18 protein-coding genes are annotated in these 19,459 nt (G+C 68.0%); 13 read left to right on the top strand and 5 right to left on the bottom strand.

Annotation, left to right across the window (positions count from 1 at the left end; all coding sequences use genetic code 11):
- Positions 1–270, bottom strand: a complete 270-nt coding sequence (locus H2037_RS13380) for a hypothetical protein (protein ID WP_292122930.1) — start codon at positions 268–270, stop codon at positions 1–3.
- A 262-nt stretch (positions 271–532) separates the two neighbouring features.
- Between H2037_RS13380 and H2037_RS13375 the strand changes: the two genes are divergently transcribed.
- Genes H2037_RS13375 through H2037_RS13360 form a run of 4 tightly spaced genes read left to right on the top strand, consistent with a single transcriptional unit; the run spans position 533 to position 3,954 of the window.
- A complete protein-coding gene (locus tag H2037_RS13375) occupies positions 533–1,654 on the top strand; it encodes an inositol-3-phosphate synthase (RefSeq protein ID WP_292122929.1) in 1,122 nt (373 codons plus the stop codon).
- The gene (locus H2037_RS13370) at positions 1,651–2,238 is read left to right on the top strand and encodes a histidine phosphatase family protein (protein ID WP_292122927.1); all 588 of its coding nucleotides are present in this window, start codon (positions 1,651–1,653) and stop codon (positions 2,236–2,238) included. The genes H2037_RS13375 and H2037_RS13370 overlap by 4 nt, the downstream gene beginning before the upstream one ends.
- The gene (locus tag H2037_RS13365) at positions 2,231–3,019 is read left to right on the top strand and encodes a TIGR04290 family methyltransferase (RefSeq protein WP_292122924.1); all 789 of its coding nucleotides are present in this window, start codon (positions 2,231–2,233) and stop codon (positions 3,017–3,019) included. The genes H2037_RS13370 and H2037_RS13365 overlap by 8 nt, the downstream gene beginning before the upstream one ends.
- Positions 3,019–3,954: a glycosyl hydrolase gene (locus tag H2037_RS13360; protein ID WP_292122922.1), complete on the top strand. Its 936-nt coding sequence runs from the start codon at positions 3,019–3,021 to the stop codon at positions 3,952–3,954. Before H2037_RS13365 ends, H2037_RS13360 begins: the two co-directional genes overlap by 1 nt.
- A gap of 33 nt (positions 3,955–3,987) precedes the next feature.
- On the opposite strand, the gene H2037_RS13355 is transcribed toward H2037_RS13360, so the two are convergent.
- A complete protein-coding gene (locus H2037_RS13355) occupies positions 3,988–5,343 on the bottom strand; it encodes a M23 family metallopeptidase (protein ID WP_292122919.1) in 1,356 nt (451 codons plus the stop codon).
- 370 nt (positions 5,344–5,713) lie between these two features.
- Here H2037_RS13355 and H2037_RS13350 point away from each other — a divergent pair, with 370 nt between their 5' ends.
- From H2037_RS13350 to H2037_RS13335, 4 genes are all read left to right on the top strand, one after another.
- Positions 5,714–7,855 carry a hypothetical protein gene (locus H2037_RS13350; protein WP_292122917.1) on the top strand — a complete coding sequence of 714 codons (2,142 nt, stop codon included), beginning with the start codon at positions 5,714–5,716 and terminating at the stop codon, positions 7,853–7,855.
- Positions 7,749–8,942, top strand: a complete 1,194-nt coding sequence (locus tag H2037_RS13345; protein WP_292122914.1) for a YdbH domain-containing protein — start codon at positions 7,749–7,751, stop codon at positions 8,940–8,942. Before H2037_RS13350 ends, H2037_RS13345 begins: the two co-directional genes overlap by 107 nt.
- Before the next feature lie 77 nt (positions 8,943–9,019).
- The gene (locus H2037_RS13340) at positions 9,020–9,208 is read left to right on the top strand and encodes a YnbE family lipoprotein (RefSeq protein WP_292122911.1); all 189 of its coding nucleotides are present in this window, start codon (positions 9,020–9,022) and stop codon (positions 9,206–9,208) included.
- A gap of 32 nt (positions 9,209–9,240) precedes the next feature.
- Positions 9,241–9,600 carry a YdbL family protein gene (locus tag H2037_RS13335; RefSeq protein WP_292122908.1) on the top strand — a complete coding sequence of 120 codons (360 nt, stop codon included), beginning with the start codon at positions 9,241–9,243 and terminating at the stop codon, positions 9,598–9,600.
- Between the two features lie 343 nt (positions 9,601–9,943).
- Here the strand turns inward: H2037_RS13335 and H2037_RS13330 are convergent, their stop codons facing one another.
- Positions 9,944–11,089, bottom strand: coding sequence for a DNA cytosine methyltransferase (locus tag H2037_RS13330; RefSeq protein ID WP_292122905.1), 1,146 nt, complete (start codon positions 11,087–11,089; stop codon positions 9,944–9,946).
- A gap of 81 nt (positions 11,090–11,170) precedes the next feature.
- Here H2037_RS13330 and H2037_RS13325 point away from each other — a divergent pair, with 81 nt between their 5' ends.
- Positions 11,171–11,647, top strand: a complete 477-nt coding sequence (locus H2037_RS13325) for a hypothetical protein (protein WP_292122902.1) — start codon at positions 11,171–11,173, stop codon at positions 11,645–11,647.
- On the opposite strand, the gene H2037_RS13320 is transcribed toward H2037_RS13325, so the two are convergent.
- Positions 11,601–12,362: a LytTR family DNA-binding domain-containing protein gene (locus H2037_RS13320; protein WP_292122900.1), complete on the bottom strand. Its 762-nt coding sequence runs from the start codon at positions 12,360–12,362 to the stop codon at positions 11,601–11,603. The two genes, H2037_RS13325 and H2037_RS13320, sit on opposite strands and share 47 nt — an antisense overlap.
- 13 nt (positions 12,363–12,375) lie before the next feature.
- The gene (locus H2037_RS13315; protein ID WP_292122896.1) at positions 12,376–13,131 is read right to left on the bottom strand and encodes a TetR/AcrR family transcriptional regulator; all 756 of its coding nucleotides are present in this window, start codon (positions 13,129–13,131) and stop codon (positions 12,376–12,378) included.
- A gap of 180 nt (positions 13,132–13,311) precedes the next feature.
- On the opposite strand from H2037_RS13315, the gene H2037_RS13310 reads away from it, so the two are divergent.
- The 4 genes from H2037_RS13310 (at position 13,312) to sucD (ending at position 19,414) form a co-directional block, all read left to right on the top strand.
- On the top strand, positions 13,312–15,537 hold the full coding sequence (locus tag H2037_RS13310) for a TonB-dependent receptor (protein WP_292122891.1): 2,226 nt from the start codon (positions 13,312–13,314) through the stop codon (positions 15,535–15,537).
- Between the two features lie 122 nt (positions 15,538–15,659).
- Positions 15,660–17,174 carry an MFS transporter gene (locus H2037_RS13305; RefSeq protein WP_292122888.1) on the top strand — a complete coding sequence of 505 codons (1,515 nt, stop codon included), beginning with the start codon at positions 15,660–15,662 and terminating at the stop codon, positions 17,172–17,174.
- Between the two features lie 85 nt (positions 17,175–17,259).
- A complete protein-coding gene (gene sucC / locus H2037_RS13300) occupies positions 17,260–18,450 on the top strand; it encodes an ADP-forming succinate--CoA ligase subunit beta (RefSeq protein WP_292122886.1) in 1,191 nt (396 codons plus the stop codon).
- A 61-nt stretch (positions 18,451–18,511) separates the two neighbouring features.
- Positions 18,512–19,414 carry a succinate--CoA ligase subunit alpha gene (sucD, locus tag H2037_RS13295; protein WP_292122883.1) on the top strand — a complete coding sequence of 301 codons (903 nt, stop codon included), beginning with the start codon at positions 18,512–18,514 and terminating at the stop codon, positions 19,412–19,414.
- Positions 19,415–19,459 lie beyond the last annotated feature (45 nt).

Here is a 19,459-nt window from a genome sequence, read left to right as displayed (position 1 = left end):
TCAGCGGTTGACGAATTTGGAGAAGCGGCTGGTCTCGCCGCTCTTGGTCTCGTCCTGTTCCAGCAGGGCGAGTTGGCTGTCTTCAAAGACGCGGAAGAAGTCGTCCCAGGAGATTTCCTCCAGGGCTTCCTCCGGGTCTCCGAAATCGAAACGCAGCACGCCGCCGCCGTCGGCGTCGGTCGTGTTTCGGACGCGAGAGGGGCGCGCGCCGCGGGCTTCGGCCCAGCGGCGAATGGCGTCGTGGTCGGTCAGGCGTTTCGCTTCGGACATGAGAATGGCTCCGGCAGGTTCACCCGAGCAACTTCTTCTTCTACCTATCCGTTCCAGAATTTTAGGTGTTCAATTTTGAACACTTGACCAAAACCGCGATTTTTCCAGCGTGTTACAAGTGTTCAAAATCCGACACGGCTACCGCGATATTCTGTATTCAGATCGCATATCGTCTATACTTCACCGTGAGCGGAACCGACAGCTTTGTAGATCCTTCCATTAAAGCGGCCACGCGGGCCGCAGCTTTGCAAGGGATCAGCAGATGCAGCACAACTCCGTACGGATCGGCATCGTCGGCGTCGGAAACTGCGCGTCGTCCTTCGTGCAGGGCCTCGCCCATTATCGCTCGGCCGCGAACAACGCCCCCCCGCCCGGTTTGATGAACGTCGAGCTCGGCGGCTACCGCGTCGAGGACATGCGGGTGGTCGCCGCCTTCGACATCCATGCCGCCAAGGTCGGGCGAGATCTGTCGGACGCCATTTTCGCGCCGCCCAACAACACCTTCCGTTTCGCCTCGCCTCCACCATCCGGCGTGCGGGTGGCGAGAGGCCCGACGCTCGACGGGATCGGGCGATATATGGCCGACGAACTGGAGGAGAGTCCCGAGCCTCCGGTCGATGTCGCCCAGGCGTTGCTGGAAAGCGGAACCGACGTGCTGGTCTCCTATCTGCCGGTCGGATCGCAGCGGGCCACGGAATATTACGCCGAGCAGGCGCTGAAGGCGGGCTGCGCCTTCGTCAACTGCATCCCCGTCTTCATCGCGTCGGACCCCGAATGGGCGCGGCGTTTCGAGGCGCGTGGCCTGCCGATCATCGGCGACGACATCAAGAGCCAGGTGGGCGCCACCATCGTGCACCGGGTGCTGGCGAACCTGATGCGGGAAAGGGGGGTGCGTATCGACCGCACCTATCAGCTCAATTTCGGCGGCAACTCCGACTTCAAGAACATGCTGGAGCGCGAGCGGCTGACGTCCAAGAAGATTTCCAAGACCCAGGCGGTCGCCAGCCAGTTCGACGTGCCCCTGGCCGAAGACGACGTGCATGTCGGCCCCAGCGATTTCGTGCCCTGGCTCACGGATCGCAAATGGGCGCACATCCGGCTGGAGGGCACCACCTTCGGCGACGTGCCCATCAGCATGGAGGTCAAGCTCGAAGTCTGGGACAGCCCCAACAGCGCGGGCGTGGTGATCGACGCCGTGCGGTGCGCCAAGATCGCAATGGATCGCGGCGTGTCCGGCCCCCTGATCGGTCCGTCCAGCTGGTTCATGAAATCCCCGCCGCAACAGTTCACGGACGAAGAGGCCCGAGAACGGACGCGGCGCTTCGTCGAGGACGAGCCTGCGACGACCGCCGCCGATCGCAAGATCGCCCGCCTGGTCTCGTGACCGTCGTCCATCTGGTTCGGCACGGCAGCCACGACCTGGTGTCGCGACAGCTTTGCGGGCGCGCGGCGGGCGTCGAGCTGGGCGAGGTCGGTCTGAGGCAATCCCGGGCGGTGGCGCGCGTTCTGTCCCGTCCGGACCGGGTCCTGACCAGCCCGCTGGAACGGACGCGCCAGACCGCAGCGATCATCGCCGCCGCCCACGACCGGCCACTTGAGGAGGAACAAGCCTTGAACGAGATCGACTTCGGCGACTGGACCGGCCGCGCCTTCACGGAGCTTGACCCTCTGCCCGAGTGGCGCAGGTGGAACGCGCAACGCGACCAGGCCCGCGCACCCAACGGCGAGTCGATGCTGGAGGTGCAGACCCGTCTGTCGCGATGGCTCGAAACCCTCTGGGCGACCGAGGCCGGTACGGTGGCGGCGGTCAGCCACGCCGACGTGATCAAGTCCGTGGTGGCCCTCGTTCTTGGCCTGTCGATCGGACGTCATGATCGGTTCGAGGTGTCGCCCGGGTCGATCACCACGGTCGAGGCCTCGGCCGACGGCCTGAAGCTTCTTAGACTGAATGAGGTCCCGCATGGCTGAACTGACCGCCAAACAGGTCCGCGCCCGCATCGCCGAACTCGGCCCCTGGTTTCACAATATGGAGCTGAAGGGGGTCCGCACCGCGCCCGACCACTTCCTTCACGACTATCCCGCCAACAAATTCTCCCGCTTCGCCCAGGTGGTGCCTGAGGACATGAGCGGCCGAAGCGTGCTCGACATCGGCTGCAACGCCGGCTTCTATTCGCTGGAAATGAAGCGTCGCGGCGCCGACCGGGTGCTGGGGATCGACTTCGACGACCGCTATCTGGACCAGGCGCGACTAGCCGCCGAGGTCGAGGGCGTCGATGTCGAGTTCCGCAAACTGTCCGTCTATGACCTGGCGGCCCTGGGCGAGCGGTTCGATCTCGTCATCTTCATGGGCGTCCTCTACCACCTGCGTCACCCCCTGCTGGCGCTTGATCTGATCCACGAGCACGTGGCCGACGATCTGCTGCTCTTTCAGTCGATGCAGCGGGGCTCCCAGCAGATTTTCGAGCCGGAAGTCGACTACGACTTCTCCGAAACGTCCCACTTCGACCGCCCGGATTATCCGAAGCTGCACTTCATCGAGCACCGCTACGCCTCCGACTGGACCAATTGGTGGGCGCCCAACGCCTCGGCCAGCGCGGCCATGCTGAGGAGTGCGGGCTTTCACCTGCTCGAGCGACCCGAAGAGGAGGTCTACCTGTGCCGCCGCGTCGATCGACCGACCGACGCCGGCCCCGTCTATCCCGCTCGTCCAGTCGCCAACGGTCACGACAAATCCAATGGAGCCCGCTGATGATCGAAGCCGTGAAGCTTTGGAACGAGCCCAACAACAAGTCGCACTGGGATCCTCTGCTGGACCCCGAGTGGGAGCGGTTCGCCGACATGACGCGCCTGGCGGGAGCGGCCGTCCGGGCAGAGAACCCGACGATCACACGTGTGCTCGGCGGCATGTCTCCGATCGATCCCTCCTTCGTTCAACGGCTGGAGGCGAAAGGGGTTATGGAGGCGATCGACGTCGTCGCCGTCCACGGGTTTCCGCTGGACTGGAATCTGTGGCCGATCGACGAATGGCCGGCTAGGATCCAGGAGATCAAGGCTGTGACCAACAAGCCCGTCTGGGTGACGGAAGTCGGCGTCTCCGCCTTCGGCTCCGAGGAGGTCCAGGCCTGGGGGGTGAAGAGGACCGCCGAGTTGCTGATCGGCCAGGCGCCGCGCATCCACTGGTACAGTCTCTACGACCTGCCGCGGAGTTGGGAGGCGACCACGCGCCACCGCGAGGCGGAAGGCTCTTCCTACTACCGGCATTTCCACATGGGACTATTGCGCGAGGACGGCTCGCCCAAGCCGGCCGTGGAGGCGTTCCGGCCCTATGCGGAAGAGATGGGCATCTGCCAGTGGTTCCACTTCCAGGACCACCGTCTGGACGAGGCCGTACACTGGCTGAAGGATCTGGGGGTGCGTCGACTACGCACCGGCCTGTCCTGGGCGGACCGTTATCGCGAGGGCGCGCTCGACTGGTTCGACCGACAGATGGAAGCCCTGGCGGACTTCGACGTGACCGTGACCTTCTGCTTCACGCCGGAGCATCGCGGACTGGAAGCCCATCACACCAGCCCGCCCCAAGTTCCGGAAGAGTTCGCCGATTTCTGCGCCGAAATGACCGCGCGCTACGCTCCAGCTCGGGCGCCCTTTCCCGAACTTGTGCTTGCCGAGGCTGGCGCGACCTAAAGCGCCGGGGGGACCGGTCTGATTGCGTCCCGATCAGCTCTGGGCGAGGCGCAGGCCGTTGGCGGAGGCCTGTTGCAGGGCGGGGCGTTTCTGGCCGCCCGAGGCGATGATGCGGTCGATGCGGGCCTTTTCGGCGCGGAAGGCGGCGAGGTCGGCGCCCGACAGTTCGGTGCCTTCCTGGGTGCGGACGCCGGCCGGATTGATCCGCTGGCCGTTGCGCCACAGTTCGTAGTGCAGGTGCGGGCCGGTCGAGGCGCCGGTCGAACCGACATAGGCGACGACCTGGCCCTGGCTGACGCGCTGGCCGGCGCGGATGCCGGAGCCGTAGCGCGACAGGTGGCCGTAGCCGCTCTCGAGACCGTTGTTGTGGCGGATGCGCAGCCAGTTGCCGTAGCCGCCCCAGCGACGGGCCTCGACCACCACGCCGTCGGCGGGGGCGACGATCGGGGTGCCGGCGCCGGCGGCGAAGTCGATGCCCTGGTGCATCTTCTTATAGCCGGAGATCGGGTGGGTGCGGACGCCGAAGCCCGAGGAGACGCGACGGAAGCTCTGCAGCGGCGTGCGCATCATGGCCGAGCGCAGGTTCTTGCCGCTGGCGTCGAAGAACTGCGCCTCCTTGGCGTTGGAAGGCTTGAACCGGTAGAAGGTGACGCCGCGCAGTTCGGCGTACATCAGGTCGCCCACGCCCACGGTGCGACCGGCCTCGGTCACGTCGCGGTCGAAGACCATGGTGAACTCGTCCGAGGCGCGGATGTCGCGCTGCATGTCGAACTTGGTCGCGAACAGGCGGCTGGCCGAGCGGACGATCGAGGCGGTGGCGCCCAGTTCGCGGGCGCTGGCCGACAGGGACCGTTCGACGTCGCCCTTCAGGACCACGGTCTCGTGGGTGACTTTTTCTTCCAGCGAACGCAGGCGCAGGGCGCCGTCGAAGCTGCGCGACACGGTCAGCTGGCTGGCCGGGCCGGTACGCATGGTCAGGCCGATCAGGCGGGCGCCGCCGCGGCCGTCGCGCGGCTTGGCGATGGCGGTCTCGAAACGAAGGCCGGCGCGCAGGTCGGCGAGGTCGAAGGCGTTGGCGACGGTGGCGGCGACGGCGCTGGCCTCTTCCGGCGCGACGCCGGTGCGGCGCACGGCCTGTTCAAAGGTTTCGCCGCGACGAATCTGGACGGGAATGGCTTCGGGGGCGGTCATGCCGGCCGGAGCGTTGGCGGCGGCGAAGGCCTGGGCCTCCATCGCGGCCATCTGGGCCGACGAGAGGACGGGAACTTCTTCGGCCTGGGCGGGTTGATAGACCCTGCCGGCAAGCAGGGCCACCGTGATGGCGGCGGCCGCAGTGGCGACATGCGGTGCGAGACGCATCGGTTGGCGGCGAGGGTCGAACTGAGCCATCGGTCCCGTCGTGCTACAACGCTCTAGGCGTCAAACCATACTTACCAAAAATCGCGCCACGCCCTTGGGACGCGAAGCCAAGGCGTATAACCCGGCTGTCTCACTTTGGGAAGACGGACCGTTACAAAGCGTTAACAGCCGGCTCGACTGCGTATTGGTGCGTAGACGCCGACAATAGGCTTCAGCGCGGCTTTCAGCAGAAATCGGTACGACTTGTGAGAATGACTCGCGGCACGCCCTCTTATCGCCCTGCTTGACTGCAACGGAACCTCGCGACGGGCGTTCGACGGCCACGCTTGAGGCTTGTATTCACATCGGGGGCAGCGATGGTGGTCCGTAGAGACGTTTCCAATCGACGCGACATGCCAGTTTGACCGAAGTTCCGGCCAGTTCCCCCGCCCGTCCGGCTGCAGGGCCGCCGCGCCGCCCGCGCGGGCGCGCCGTGCTGTGGCGACATGTGGGCCTGGCGTTGCTGGCCGTGGCGGTAGTGGCGGTCCTGCTGCTGGCGGCGCTTTACCTGAACCGGAGAGCGGCGGCGCGCGAGGTGCTGATCGGCTGGCTGGAGGAACGGGGGATCCAGGCCGATGTCGAGGTAGAGCAGATCGAGCTGGACGGGTTCGTCGGCCGGGTCCGCATCGGCGATCCGAGCAACCCCGATGTGACGGTCGAACGGGTCGAGGTCGATTACGCCGTGGCCCTGCCCTGGTCCGAGACGGGACTGGGCGTGACCCCCAGCCGGATCCGGCTGGTGCGGCCGGTGATGCGGGCGCGCTGGGCCGACGGGAAACTGTCGCTGGGGTCGCTGGACCCGCTGGTCGAGGCCTTCACCGGCGGGCCGCCGCGCCCGGACCAGCGCGGTCCCCTGGTCATCGTCGAAGGCGGACGGGGGCGGCTGGACACCGAGTATGGGCCGATCCAGCTGCTGGCGGACGCCCGGATCGACGACGGCAAGCTGATGCGGCTGGTCGCGCGGGCGCCGGAGACGAGGCTGAAGCGTGGCGAGGTCGAGGCGCGCGGTCTGGCGGCGCGGCTGGATCTGACCACGACCGGCGACCGGATCGCCCTGAAGATCGAGGGCGGGGCGGATAGTTTCGCTGCACCGGGGGCGCGCGGCGAGGCGGCGCGGTTCAGTCTGACCGGTGACCTGCCCTATCCCGACCTGAAGACCCGGCGCGGCGACGGCCGGGCCGTGGTCGACGCGCATCTGGCCGGAGCGGTGCTGGGCGCTGGCGAGACAAGGATGCGCGACGCCGAGGTCGCGGCCCGTTTCGACGGGACGACGGCCGGATGGATCGAGACCTTCCGGCTGGAGGGGGCGACCCGTCTGGCGCTGACGGCGGCGAGGATGGACGGGCCGGGGCTGGAGGTCGGGCGGACGAAGGCCGAGGCGGCGAACGGGCGGCTGACGGTGTCGCGCGACGAGGCCGTGCGCTGGAGCCTGGACACGCCGCTGGACCTGACCGCCGCGTCGGCCCAGGCGGGGCAGGCGAAGGCGCGCGGGGTGTCGATCCGGTCCAGCGGTCTGTCGATCGGCGGTCGGGACGCGGCCTTCGAGGCCAGCGGGCCGGTGACGGCGGCCTTCGACCAGGTCGGCTTCGGCGACCTGACGCTGAAACAGGCGCGGAGCGAACTGAGCCTGGACCTGGTCAAGGACGAGGCCGTGCGGATCGCCGCCGAGGGCTGGCTGAGGTCGACCGACGGCGCCTGGCCCCTGTTCGGGCCGGAGGGGTCGGACGACATCGCCGAACTGGCCGAGATGAAACGGGCGCTGGGGTCGTTCGCCCTGAACGCGCCCGCGCTGCGGTTCGCCACCGGATCGGCGGGGACCAGTTTGAGCCTGACGCGGCCCGCGACCCTGACGCCGACGAACGGCGGGGTGCTGACTGTCGCCGAGGCGGGGGAGGGCGCCTATCGCGCCGAGGCCGGACGCCTGGGCGGCGGGGCTCTGACCCTGAACGCGACGCGCGGGCGGGGCCTGCCGGAAATGAGCGTGGCCGTGCCGAAATGGCGGCTGACCGAGGCCGGGTTCGAGGCCCTGCTGGACGGCCGCGCCCGGCTGGACTTCGATCTGGCGCGGGGGATCGACGCCCGGACGCGCGGCCTCTTGGCCATGGCCGACGGGCGGCTGACCTATGTGACGCCGGAGTGCGTCGACCTGACGGTCGAGCGGCTGGAGCTGGACGAGAACGACGTGCATCAGATCGCAGGCAGGCTGTGTCCCGAGACCGGGCCCCTGCTGACGTCCAAGGACGGGGTCTGGCGCGTGGCGGCCGGGTTCGACCAGGTCTCGGCCCAGGCGCCCTTCCTGGGCATGCGGTTCGCCGACGCCTCGGGCCGGGTCGTGGTCGACGGGACGAAGGGCGGGATCGGGCTGACGGCGACGGTGGCCGACGCGCGGGTCGTGGATGCGACGACGCCCCGGCGGTTCGAGACCCTGGCAGCCTCGGGCCGGCCCCGTCCCTGTCAGGTCGAAACCGCCGGTCCATCGCTCGTCGGCCAGGCTGGCCCATGACGGGCGGACGGGGGCGGGCGGCGTCCGGATCGCCGCGCCCGAGATCCGGTTCGCCGAGAACGGCCTGCAGCCGTCGATGCTGAGCCCCATGGTCGAGAGCTTCATCCAGTCGCCGGCGGTCGGGTCGGTTGCGTTCGACGGGCGGATCGACTGGACCAAGGACGGCGAGCCGACCTCCGGCGGGCGGCTGACCGTGCCGGGACTGGACTTCGTCAGCCCGGCGGGCGAAGCCAAGGGACTGAAGGGCCAGATCGAGTTCACCAGCCTGACCCCCGCCATCGTCACCGCGCCGGACCAGAGGCTGACGATCGACAGCCTGGCCGTCGGGACCGACGCCACGGCCCTGGACGTGACCTTCGACATCGACGCGGCCGGGATCAATATCGCCGGGGGCGTGATCGAGGCCGGGGGCGGGACCGTCTCGGTCGAACCCTTCGTCGTGCCGCTGGACCCGAGCCAGGCCTATGGGGGCGTGGTGGTGCTGGACCGGGTGCAACTGGGGGACGTGGTCGCCGATTCCGGGTTCGCCGACAAGGTGCTGCTGGACGCGGTGGTGTCGGGACGGCTGCCCTTCACCATGGATCCCAAGGCGGGGCTGACCATCCAGAGCGGAACCCTGGGGGCGGTCCAGCCGGGGCGGCTGTCGATCCAGCGCGAGGTCCTGACCGACGTGAACGCCGGGGGCGGGGGCGAGGAGGTGCCGCCGAGCATGGTCGAAGACCTGGCCTATCAGGCGATGGAGAATCTGGCCTTCGACACGCTGAGCGCCGATGTGAACAGCCTGGACGGGGGGCGGGTCTCGGTCCTGTTCCACATCCGGGGCCGGCACGAGCCGCCGCGCCGCCAGGAGCTGCGGCTGACCCTGGCCGAGCTGATCAGCCGCGAGTTCCTGAACCGGGAGCTGCCGCTGCCGTCCGGCACCCAGATCGACCTGACGCTGGACACCACCCTGAACGCCAACCAGCTGTTTTCCGACCTGATGGCCGTCAACCGGGCGCGCCAGGGCCAGCAGGAGGACCAGCAGGAGGGCCAGCCGGAGAGTTTGGCGGAGGGTTTGGCGGCGGACCCGCAGAAGACGCCGCAATGAGCCGAACCATTCAGAGACCGTTCACGCGCCGGCGTGCTAATGGTCGCCTCAACCTTGACCGAGCCGGAGCCCCCGCCATGATCAACAAGCGCCAGTTGGCCGGACTCGGCCTGGGGGCGGTCGCCGCCGCCGCCGCGGCCTGCGCCCCGACCATCCGTCTGGAGGTTGCGCCGATCCAGATCTACGCCAAATTGGATGCGGATGTCCGGGTTCGACTGGACCAGGAGCTGCAGCAGCTGCTGCAGCAGAACCCGAACCTCTTCTGATCGCCTCGCTTTTTCTGAAAGGACAGGCTGACATGACCTTCCATAAATTCCTCGCAGTGGGCGCCCTCGCCGCCGCCGTCTCCTTCGGGGGCGCCGCCCTCGCCCAGACCAGCGCCCAGAAGGCGATGATCGACCAAGCCAAGGCCGCCGGCGTCGTCGGCGAACAGGCCGACGGCTATCTGGGCTTCCGCACCGCGCCTTCGGACGCCGCCCTGCGCGCCGCCGTGGAGGCCACCAACGCCGGCCGTCGCGCCGTCTACGCCCGCAGCGCGGCCGAGGCGGGCACCACCGCCGACGTCGCCGGCGCTCGGATGTTCGAGAGCCAGCTGCTGCCCCGGATCCAGTCCGGCCAGTGGTACCGCAACGCCCAGGGCCAGTGGGTCCAGCGCTGAGGCGACCGGCTCGACCCGGCGAGATTGCACCCTGTGATCTCGCCGGGCCGAAAATCCTTATGATTTCAAAGGCTGAATTAAACTGCACAGCCTGAAATCAGTGCAGTATGCAAAAGAGTGCAATTGCCGCCGTCATCGGCGGCGTGATGTTGGACTCCAGAAAAAACAGTCCAAGACTCCAAGAGTCCAACTCGCTTGGGGATTCGATTTTCAAAGACCGACTTTCAACGAGCGGCGGCCATAATAGGCCAGGTCGAAGCCCTGTCGGGTCGATGGGCTTTTGGCGAAGTCAGGGGGCTGAAATCGCCCGATTTTCTTTTCAGAATTAGGTGGGCTGGCGCGGTCAGGCCGCCGCGCGACGCGGGCTGAGGGCGGGCAGAAGCAGGCCCTCGGTCAGGGCGCGCACGACCGGGACGGCGACGGCGTCGCCCATCAGTTTCAGGGCCGCGCTCTCGCTGGCGGGCAGACGATAGTCGTCGGCCACCCCCATCAGCCGCGCCGCCTCGCGCCCGGTCAGCCGCCGCACGCGCGCCCGGCCGCCGTCGCACACGATGACATACTGGCGCGACGAGCCGCCGGCGGGGGTGCGCAGACAGCCGGCCAGGCCGTCGAAACGGATCTCCAGCCGCTGGACCTTGCGCCCGTTCTCGACCCTGACGCGGCGATAGGCGGCGCCGACCATGCGCCGACCCGAGGCGACGGCGGCCTCCACCCGGGCGCGGTGCAGCGGGGCGGCGAGGGCCAGGACGGCCTCGCCGTCGTCCAGCCAGGCGACCGCCGCGTCCGGCTCCAGCAGGGCGGCGAGGTCGAGGTTGCGACGGGGCGGCGTGGGCAGGCTCCACCAGGCCCAGGCGTCGCGCACGGCCTGGGGCAGGCGGGCATGGGCGGCGATCAGGCGGGACGTGTGGAAGGGCGCGGACGGGCCGGACGCCTGCGGCGCGCCGTCCCGGGCCGCGCCTCGCACAGCGACGACGAACAGGCGCGGGCGCGACTGGGGCAGCCAGTGGGCGGCGTCCATCTCAAGCGCGCCGACCCTGTAGCCGGCCTCGGCCATGGCGGCGCAGACGGCGGCGAAATCCCGTCCCGTTTCGGTCTTCGGGCCAGAGGTCAGCAGGCCGATGACGTTTTCCAGCACGATGACGCGGGGCGCGCGGTCCTGGTCCGCCAGGCCCTGCATCAGCCGCCAGAAGCCCCAGAAGGCGCCCGACCGCCCGGCCTCCAGCCCGCCGCGCGCGCCGGCCAGGCTGACGTCCTGACAGGGCGAGGAGGCCCAGGCCAGGTCTGGCGCGCCGGGCAGGTCGTCAGGGCTCAGGGTCCAGACGTCGCCCTGGACGAAGGGAATATCGGGGTGGTTGGCGACGAAGGCCCGCGCCTTGGCCGGGTCCATGTCGTTGGCGAAGACGGTGTGGATGCCTGAATCCGAACCCAAGCCCAGGCCGGCGAGGCCGCCGCCGGCGAAGAATTCGTATGCGGTGGGGCGAATCGGCATCGGAACAGCTTAACTCAGGCGCGGGCCTTGACCGAGGGCGACGTCGTCCACACCTGCGGGCCGACAGAGGGGAGCCCGTCCATGCGTTCGATTTTCGCCTTGCTGCTGGCCGGAGCCGTCCTGACCGGGGCGAGCGGCTGTTACGACCGCAACGACAAGGGGCCGGAATCGGCCCCGCCGCCCGAGACCGCGCCGGTGCTGGGCGGGGTCGATCTGGGCAGGCCGGTGCGGGCCCTGGGAACCGAACCCTTCTGGAGCGTCGAGATCACGCCGGACAATCTGGTCTATACCCGCATGGACCAGCCTAAGCAGAATGCGCCGAACCGGGGCGCCACGGTGCAGGGGACGGTCGCCACCTACGCCACCTCCACCGACCTGAAACAGGCGCTGAACGTCGTGCTGATCGCCACCGAATGTTCGGACGGGATGAGCGACCGCACCTATCCGCTGACGGCGCGGGTCGAGATCGGCGACGACACGCTGAGCGGTTGCGCCGCCTCGACCGCCGAACTCACCACCAGTTCGCCTCCCGAAGGCTCCGCGCGTAGCGGCGGCTGACCGGGGCGCTGAGGCCGCCCTCAAGGGTCAGGGTGGCGCGGCCGTCGCCGCGTTCGACGCCGCGCACCGCCGATCGGGCCACCCACCAGCTGCGATGGGTGCGGGCGCCTTCCAGCCCCTCCAGCTCCTCGACCGCATCGGACAGGCGCATCAGGATCAGGTCCGAGCCCCGGTCGGTGTGCAGCCGCAGATAATGATCCTCGGCCTGGACGGCGTGCAGGGTCGCGCCCCTGAGCTTCATCGGCAGCCGGTCCAGGAAGCGGACCGGGGGCGGCGGTTCGGACGGCGGCGGGGCGTGGGTCTGGACCGGCTGGGCCCGGCCCAGGAAGACGTTGAGCGTGGTGATCGCCAGGGTCACGACCAGAACCGGAACGAACATCTGGGGCAGGGTGGCCAGCGGGTAGAGGGCGCGGTTGAAGAACAGGCCGGTCGTGACCCAGACGATGACGCACAGGGGACCGGTGATCACCCCGGTCATCACCGCCACGGTCAGCCAGGGCCGGTCGTCCACATTCAGGAAGCGGCCGACGCCCAGACTGCACAGATGGCCCCAAAGCCCGCCCAGGACCATGACCAGAATCCAATAGGCCAGGCGCTCCGGAAAAGGCGCGCCGATGCTGCCGAAGGCGCCGGTGACGGCGAGAAAGACGCCGACCAGGCCGGCCACGACAAGACCGCGCAGCAGGGTTCGGCGGTCGTCGACGGAGGGCGTCATCGCGACGGCCCGATCAGCGGGGCGAGACGCCGGCGACGGCGCGGAAGCCGGCGGCCGCGAACCGGACCATATAATCGCCGGCCGTCTCCAGATCGCCTGAGCGGGCCAGACCGCCGGACAGACGGTCAAGGCGGCCGGTCTCGCCCAGGGTCAGGGTCAGGGCGCCGGACAGATTGTGATAGCCCCAGTAGAGATCGACCTCGCTGGCCTGGGGCAGGACGACGGCGATCAGCTCGATCAGCCGGTGGATGGCCGGATCGAAATAGCGGGCCATGGTCTCGCCGCCGAAGGAGGGGTTGGCGTTGGTCTGGGCCACCAGGGCGGCGTAGTGTTTCCAGCCGGGACCGCCCTTTAGCGACCATTCGAACGGGGGGCGCAGGAAGGCCTCGAGCAGGCCCTCCAGCGTCATGTCGGGGCCGGCGGCCTCGGCGTAGCGGTCGATGGCGGCGACGCGGTCGTTGTTCCAGACCTCGGCCCGGCGCAGGAAGACGGCGTCGAACAGGTCGCGCTTGGCCCCGAAATAATAATGGACCAGGGCGGTGTCGACGCCCGCCTCGCGCGCCACCTCGCGGATGGTGACGCCGTAGAAGCCGTGTTTGGAGAACAGGTCCTCGGCCGCATCCAGGATCAGGTCGCGGGTCTCGCCCGCCGCCTTGGCCTGGGCCTTGGGCGGACGACCGCGCCGGGCCGCCGGGGCGTCCGCGACGGCCTTGCGACGCGCGGCGGCGACGGGTCGATGGGCGGCGGTCGAAGCGTCGAGCTTGCTCATGGTCCGGAGGCTAGGCGCGCGCTCGCGCCGGTGCAACGGCGCCGCACGGCGGAGATCGAATGACGCTGGGGAATGCTGAACGTTTGACAGCCGGTCGAAACCGGGTCAGGTTCAGGAAAATCATTGAACGCTGAATAAAAGCGTCAATCGGGCTGGAAACGACAAAAAGGGGTTAGGATCATGAAGCATCATGTGAAGTGCGCGCTGCTGGCCGGCGCGGCGTGGGGCGTGCTCGCGGGGGCCTCCACGGCTCAGGACGCGGCGCCGGCGGCCCAGGCCGCCAACACCGGACAGGCCAATATGGTCGAGGACATCGTCGTCACCGCCCGTCGGCGCGACGAACAGCTGAAGGACGTGCCGGTCGCGGTCTCGGCCCTCAGCGGCGAACGTCTGGAACAGACCGGCGCCACCGACATCACCGCCCTGCAGCAGCAGACGCCGAACGCCACGGTGCAGATCGCGCGCGGCTCGAACTCGACCCTGATCAGCTTCATCCGCGGCGTGGGCCAGCAGGACCCGCTGTGGGGCTTCGAGCCCGGCGTGGGCCTCTATATCGACGACGTCTATGTGGCCCGTCCGCAGGGCGCCGTGCTGGACATCTTCGACATCCAGCGCATCGAGGTGCTGCGCGGGCCGCAGGGCACGCTTTACGGCCGCAACACCATCGGCGGGGCGATCAAATACGTCACCAAACGCCTGGGCGCCGAGCCCAGCCTGACGGCGCGGGCCGAGGTCGGGTCGTACAACGAGCATAACTTCCTGGTTTCGGGTTCGATGCCGGTCGGCGACACCTTCGCCATCGGCGGGGCTGTCGCCACCTATCAGCGCGACGGCTATGGCCAGAACCTGAACACCGGCGAGGACCAGTACGACAAGGACGTCACCGCCTATCGCGCCAGCGCCGAATGGACGCCGACCGACAGCCTGTTCTTCCGCCTGGCCTGGGATCGGGTCGAGGACGACTCCAGCCCCCGCCACGGCCACCGCGAGGTCAACTCCACCACCGGCGGCTATACGCCCCCGGCCGGCGACTACGACACCTACGCCGGCATCACCGGCGAGCAGAAGGTGGTGACGGAGGGCGTGGCCCTGACCGGCGAATACCGGGTCAACGACATGCTGACCCTGAAGTCCATCACCGCCTATCGCAGCGGCGACACCTCGACCATCATCGACTTCGACCAGACGCCCCAGCCCTTCCTGGACGTGCCGGCCATTTATTCGGACGATCAGTTCACCCAGGAGTTCCAGGCCCTGTTCACCGGCGATCGCTGGTCGGGCGTGGCGGGCGTCTTCTATCTGGACGGCACCTCGTCGGGGGCCTTCGACACCATCGCCGGCAATCTGGGCCTGGCCATCGCGGCGGCCGGTTCGGTCGACACCAAGTCCTTCTCGGTGTTCGGCGACTTCAGCTATGACCTGTCGGATCGTCTGCATGTCTCGCTGGGCGGCCGCTACACTCAAGACGAGAAGGACGCCTCGGTCCTGCGCCTCTTCTATCTGGGCGCCACGCCGACGCCCTTTACCGGCGGTGTCGATCGACCGATCTTCGCGACGCGGACCAATTACACGGCTTCGGACACCTTCGAGAAGTTTACGCCGCGCGCCAGCGTCTCGTATGATTTCAGCGACGAGATCACCGGCTACGCGTCGGTCAGCCAGGGCTTCAAGTCCGGCGGTTGGGACATGCGCGGCGACGCCGCCCTGGTGCCCCAGACGGTCGACGGCTACCAGCCGGAAACCGTCACCACCTATGAGCTGGGCCTGAAGGGGTCGGCGTTCGACCGCCGGATGAACTTCGCCTCGGCGATCTTCTATTCGGACTACCAGGACCAGCAGATCACGACCCAGCAGGTGGCGACGCCTCCGGCCGTCGGCATCGCCTCGGTGGTCGACAACGCCGGCGCCTCGACCATCTACGGCTTCGAACTGGAAGGTTCGGCCTATCTGACCGACGACATCACCGCCAACTTCTCGCTGGGCTATCTGAAGAACGAGTTCGACGAGTTCATCACCCTGGTGACGGGCACGCCGGTCGACATCTCCGACACGCGCGAACCGCAGAACTCGCCGGAGTGGTCGGCCTATTACGGCATGACCTGGCGGGGCGACATCCTGGGCGGCGAGATCCGGGTGACGCCGTCGCTGTCGTACCGATCGGACTATCACCTGTTCGACGCGCCCGATCCCATCCTGGACCAGGACGGCTATGTGCTGGCCGACGCCAGCGTGGTCTGGACCGCGCCGAGCCGGCGCTGGGAGGTCGGGCTGTTCGGGCGCAATCTGACCGATGTCCGTTACAAGGTCGGGGGCTACAACTTCTCCGGCGCGACCTTCAACAACTCGATCAGCGCCTTCTACGGCCCGCCGACCACCTATTCGGCGCGACTGACCTACCGGTTCTGATCGCCGGAAACGTCTGATGGAGGGGCGGCGGTCGTGGGGCCGCCGCCCTTCGCTTTGCAGGGGCGGCGGCTTAAGGCTAGGCTCGCGTCCAACGATAAAAAGACATGTCGAGGGAAACGCTGATGACGACGGACACGCTGACGGGCGATCATACGCCCCACCGGCCCGGCTACCGCTTCTATGTGCTGGCGGTGCTGATCCTGATCTACATGCTGAACTTCCTGGATCGGCAGATCATCGGCATTCTGGCCGCGCCGCTGAAGGCCGAGTTCGGCCTGTCCGACAGCCAGTTCGGCCTTCTGGGCGGCATCGCCTTCGCCTCGGTCTATTCGACCCTGGCCATTCCCCTGGCCTGGCTGGCCGACCGGTACAGCCGGGTGTGGATCATGACCGGGGCGCTGGCGGTCTGGTCCGGATTCACCGCCCTGTGCGGCATGGCCGGCTCGTTCGGACAGCTGTTCCTGTGCCGGATGGGCGTGGGCGTAGGCGAGGCGGGCGGGGTGGCCCCGGCCTATTCGCTGATCGCCGACTATTTCCCGCCGCATCAGCGGGCGCGGGCCCTGGCGGCCTTCGCCTTCGGCATTCCGCTGGGCATGGCGTCCGGCACCCTGGTGGGAGGCCTGCTGGCGGCGACCTATGGCTGGCGGACGGCCTTCATCGTCGTCGGTCTGCTGGGCCTGCTGGTCGCGCCCCTGCTGCGGCTGACGGTGAAGGATCCGAAGCGCGGCGGAACCGATGCGGTGAAGACCGAGGCCCAGCTTGCAGCCCTGGCGGCGGCGCCGGTCGGCACGGACCGGGCGGGCAAGATCGCGGCCCAGGTCATGCTGGGCCTCGGCGCCGGACTGCTGATCCTGGCGGGGCTGAGCTGGATGTTGGGGACGTCCCTGGGCAATCCGCTGGTGCTGGGCTTCGGCGGCCTGCTGGCCGGGGTGATCGGGGTGTCCTTGATGGTTGCGCGCCGCACCGCCTCGGTGGTGATCAGGAAGCCCAGCTTCTGGCTGCTGGGCCTGGGCGCCGCCTCGTCGTCGGTGTGCGGCTATGGGGTCGCGGGCTGGCTGCCGCTGTTCTTCATGCGCAGCTTCGACCTGACCCTGCGTCAGACCAGCTGGTATTATTCCGGCATCGCCCTGATCGGCGGCATTCTGGGCATCTGGCTGGGCGGGATGATCGCCGACAAGCTGTCGAAGAAGGGCAAGGGCGCCTATCCCCTGACCCCGGCCGTCGCCTTCCTGATTTCGGCGCCCTGTTTCATCCTGGCGATGAACTCGCCCTGGCTGATCGGCCTGGTCCTGCCGGGCGGGGGCAGCCATGCGCAGCAGCTGACCCTGGCCTTCCTGATCTTCCTGCTGCCGACCGGGCTGAACCTGGCCTGGCTGGGGCCGATCACGGCGGCGGTCCAGCATCTGGTGCCGGCGGCGATGCGGTCGACGGCCTCGGCCCTGTTCCTGCTGCTGAACAATCTGCTGGGGATCGCGGTCGGCTTCTATTATTTCGGCTGGATGAGCGATCTGCTGGCGCCGCGCTTCGGCGAGGAGAGCCTGAGATGGGCCATCTATACCGGCATGGGCTTCTATGTGCTGGCGGCGGTGCTGCTGATCGGAGCCTCGCGCACCCTCAAGAAGGACTGGGTCGACTAAAGGCAGGCTGTGGACGGTTGCACCTGCGAAGGGACGGGGCCTATAAGCCCCGCAACTCTCCCAGCAGCGGTTGCGACGGTCCCTCATGAACATCCACGAATATCAGGCCAAGCAGGTCCTCAAAGGTTTCGGCGCCCCGGTGGCCGAAGGCGTCGCGGTGACGTCCGTCGATCAGGTCGAGGCCGCCGCCAAATCCCTGCCCGGCCCGCTCTATGTCGTTAAGTCGCAGATCCACGCCGGCGGACGCGGCAAGGGCAAGTTCAAGGAACTGCCGGCCGACGCCAAGGGCGGCGTGCGCCTGGCATTCTCGGTCGAGGAAGCCGTCGCCCACGCCAAGGAGATGCTGGGCAATACGCTGGTCACCGCCCAGACCGGCGAGGCCGGCAAACAGGTCAACCGCCTCTATATCGAGGACGGCGCCGACATCGATCGTGAACTGTATTGCTCGCTGCTGGTCGATCGCCAGTACGGCCGCATCGCCTTCGTCGTCTCGACCGAAGGCGGCATGGACATCGAAGCCGTCGCCCACGACACGCCCGAGAAGATCCAGAACATCGTCATCGACCCGAACACGGGCGTGACCGAAGCCGACGTCGCCGCCATCAACGCCGCCTACGGCCTGACGGGCGACGCGGCCGAAGACGGCAAATCGCTGTTCCCGGCGCTGTACAAGGCCTTCGTCGAGAAGGACATGGACATGCTGGAGGTGAACCCCCTCATCGTCATGAAGAACGGCCATCTGCGCGTCCTGGACGCCAAGGTCAGCTTCGACGGCAACGCCCTGTTCCGTCACGAGGACATCAAGGCCCTGCGCGACGAGACCGAGGAAGACGCCAAGGAGATCGAAGCGTCCAAGTGGGACCTGGCCTATGTCTCGCTGGACGGCAACATCGGCTGCATGGTCAACGGCGCCGGCCTGGCCATGGCGACGATGGACATCATCAAACTGTACGGCAAGGAGCCGGCCAACTTCTGCGACGTCGGCGGCGGCGCCGGCAAGGAGAAGGTCGCGGCGGCCTTCAAGATCATCACCGCCGACCCGAACGTCCAGGGCATCCTGGTCAACATCTTCGGCGGCATCATGAAGTGCGACGTCATCGCCGAGGGCGTTGTCGCCGCGGTGAAGGAAGTCGGTCTGAAGGTGCCGCTGGTCGTGCGCCTGGAAGGCACCAACGCCGAACTGGGCAAGAAAATCCTGAACGAGTCGGGCCTGGCCATCACGGCGGCGGACGACCTCGACGACGCCGCCCAGAAGATCGTCGCGGCGGTCGGCTGAGGCGCTCGCCTCAGCCCGCTACCGCCCCGCTGACAGACACATTCCAGAGATCGATAGACCCATGTCCATCCTCGTCAACAAAGACACCAAGATCATCGTTCAGGGCCTGACCGGCAAGACCGGCGGCTTCCACACCGAACAGGCCCTGGCCTATCACGGCACCCAGATGGTCGCCGGCGTGCATCCGACCAAGGGCGGCACCAACTGGACCGGTTCGCACGGCGAAACCCTGCCGATCTACGCCTCGGTCGCCGAAGCCAAGGACGCCACCGGCGCCGACGCCTCGGTGATCTATGTCCCGCCGTCGGGCGCGGCCGCCGCCATCATCGAAGCCATCGACGCCGAGATCCCCTTCATCACCTGCATCACCGAGGGTATCCCGGTGCTGGACATGGTCAACGTCAAGCGCCGGCTGGAAGGCTCCAAGTCGCGCCTGCTGGGCCCGAACTGCCCCGGCGTCCTGACCCCGGACGAGTGCAAGATCGGCATCATGCCGGGCAATATCTTCAAGAAGGGCTCGGTCGGCATCGTGTCGCGTTCGGGCACCCTGACCTATGAGGCCGTGTTCCAGACCTCGAACGAAGGCCTGGGCCAGACCACGGCCGTCGGCATCGGCGGCGACCCGGTCAAGGGCACCGAGTTCATCGACATGCTGGAAATGTTCCTGGCCGATCCGGAAACCACCTCGATCATCATGATCGGTGAAATCGGCGGCGGCGCCGAAGAAGACGCCGCCCAGTTCCTGATCGACGAAGCCAAGAAGGGCCGCAAGAAGCCGATGGCCGGCTTCATCGCCGGACGCACCGCGCCCAAGGGCCGCACCATGGGCCACGCCGGCGCCGTCGTCTCGGGCGGCAAGGGCGATGCGGAATCCAAGATCGCGGCGATGGAAGCCGCCGGCATCCGCATGTCGGAATCGCCGGCCCGCCTGGGCAAGACTCTGGTGGAAGTGCTGAAGGGCTGATCGCACGAACCTCTCCCTCCCCCTGCGGGGGAGGGAGAGGTTCGT

The organism is Brevundimonas sp. (assembly GCF_013912065.1).
Taxonomy (GTDB): domain Bacteria; phylum Pseudomonadota; class Alphaproteobacteria; order Caulobacterales; family Caulobacteraceae; genus Brevundimonas.
The sequence above is the reverse complement of the archived record's forward strand: the minus strand, read 5'-3'. Positions and strand labels throughout refer to the sequence as shown.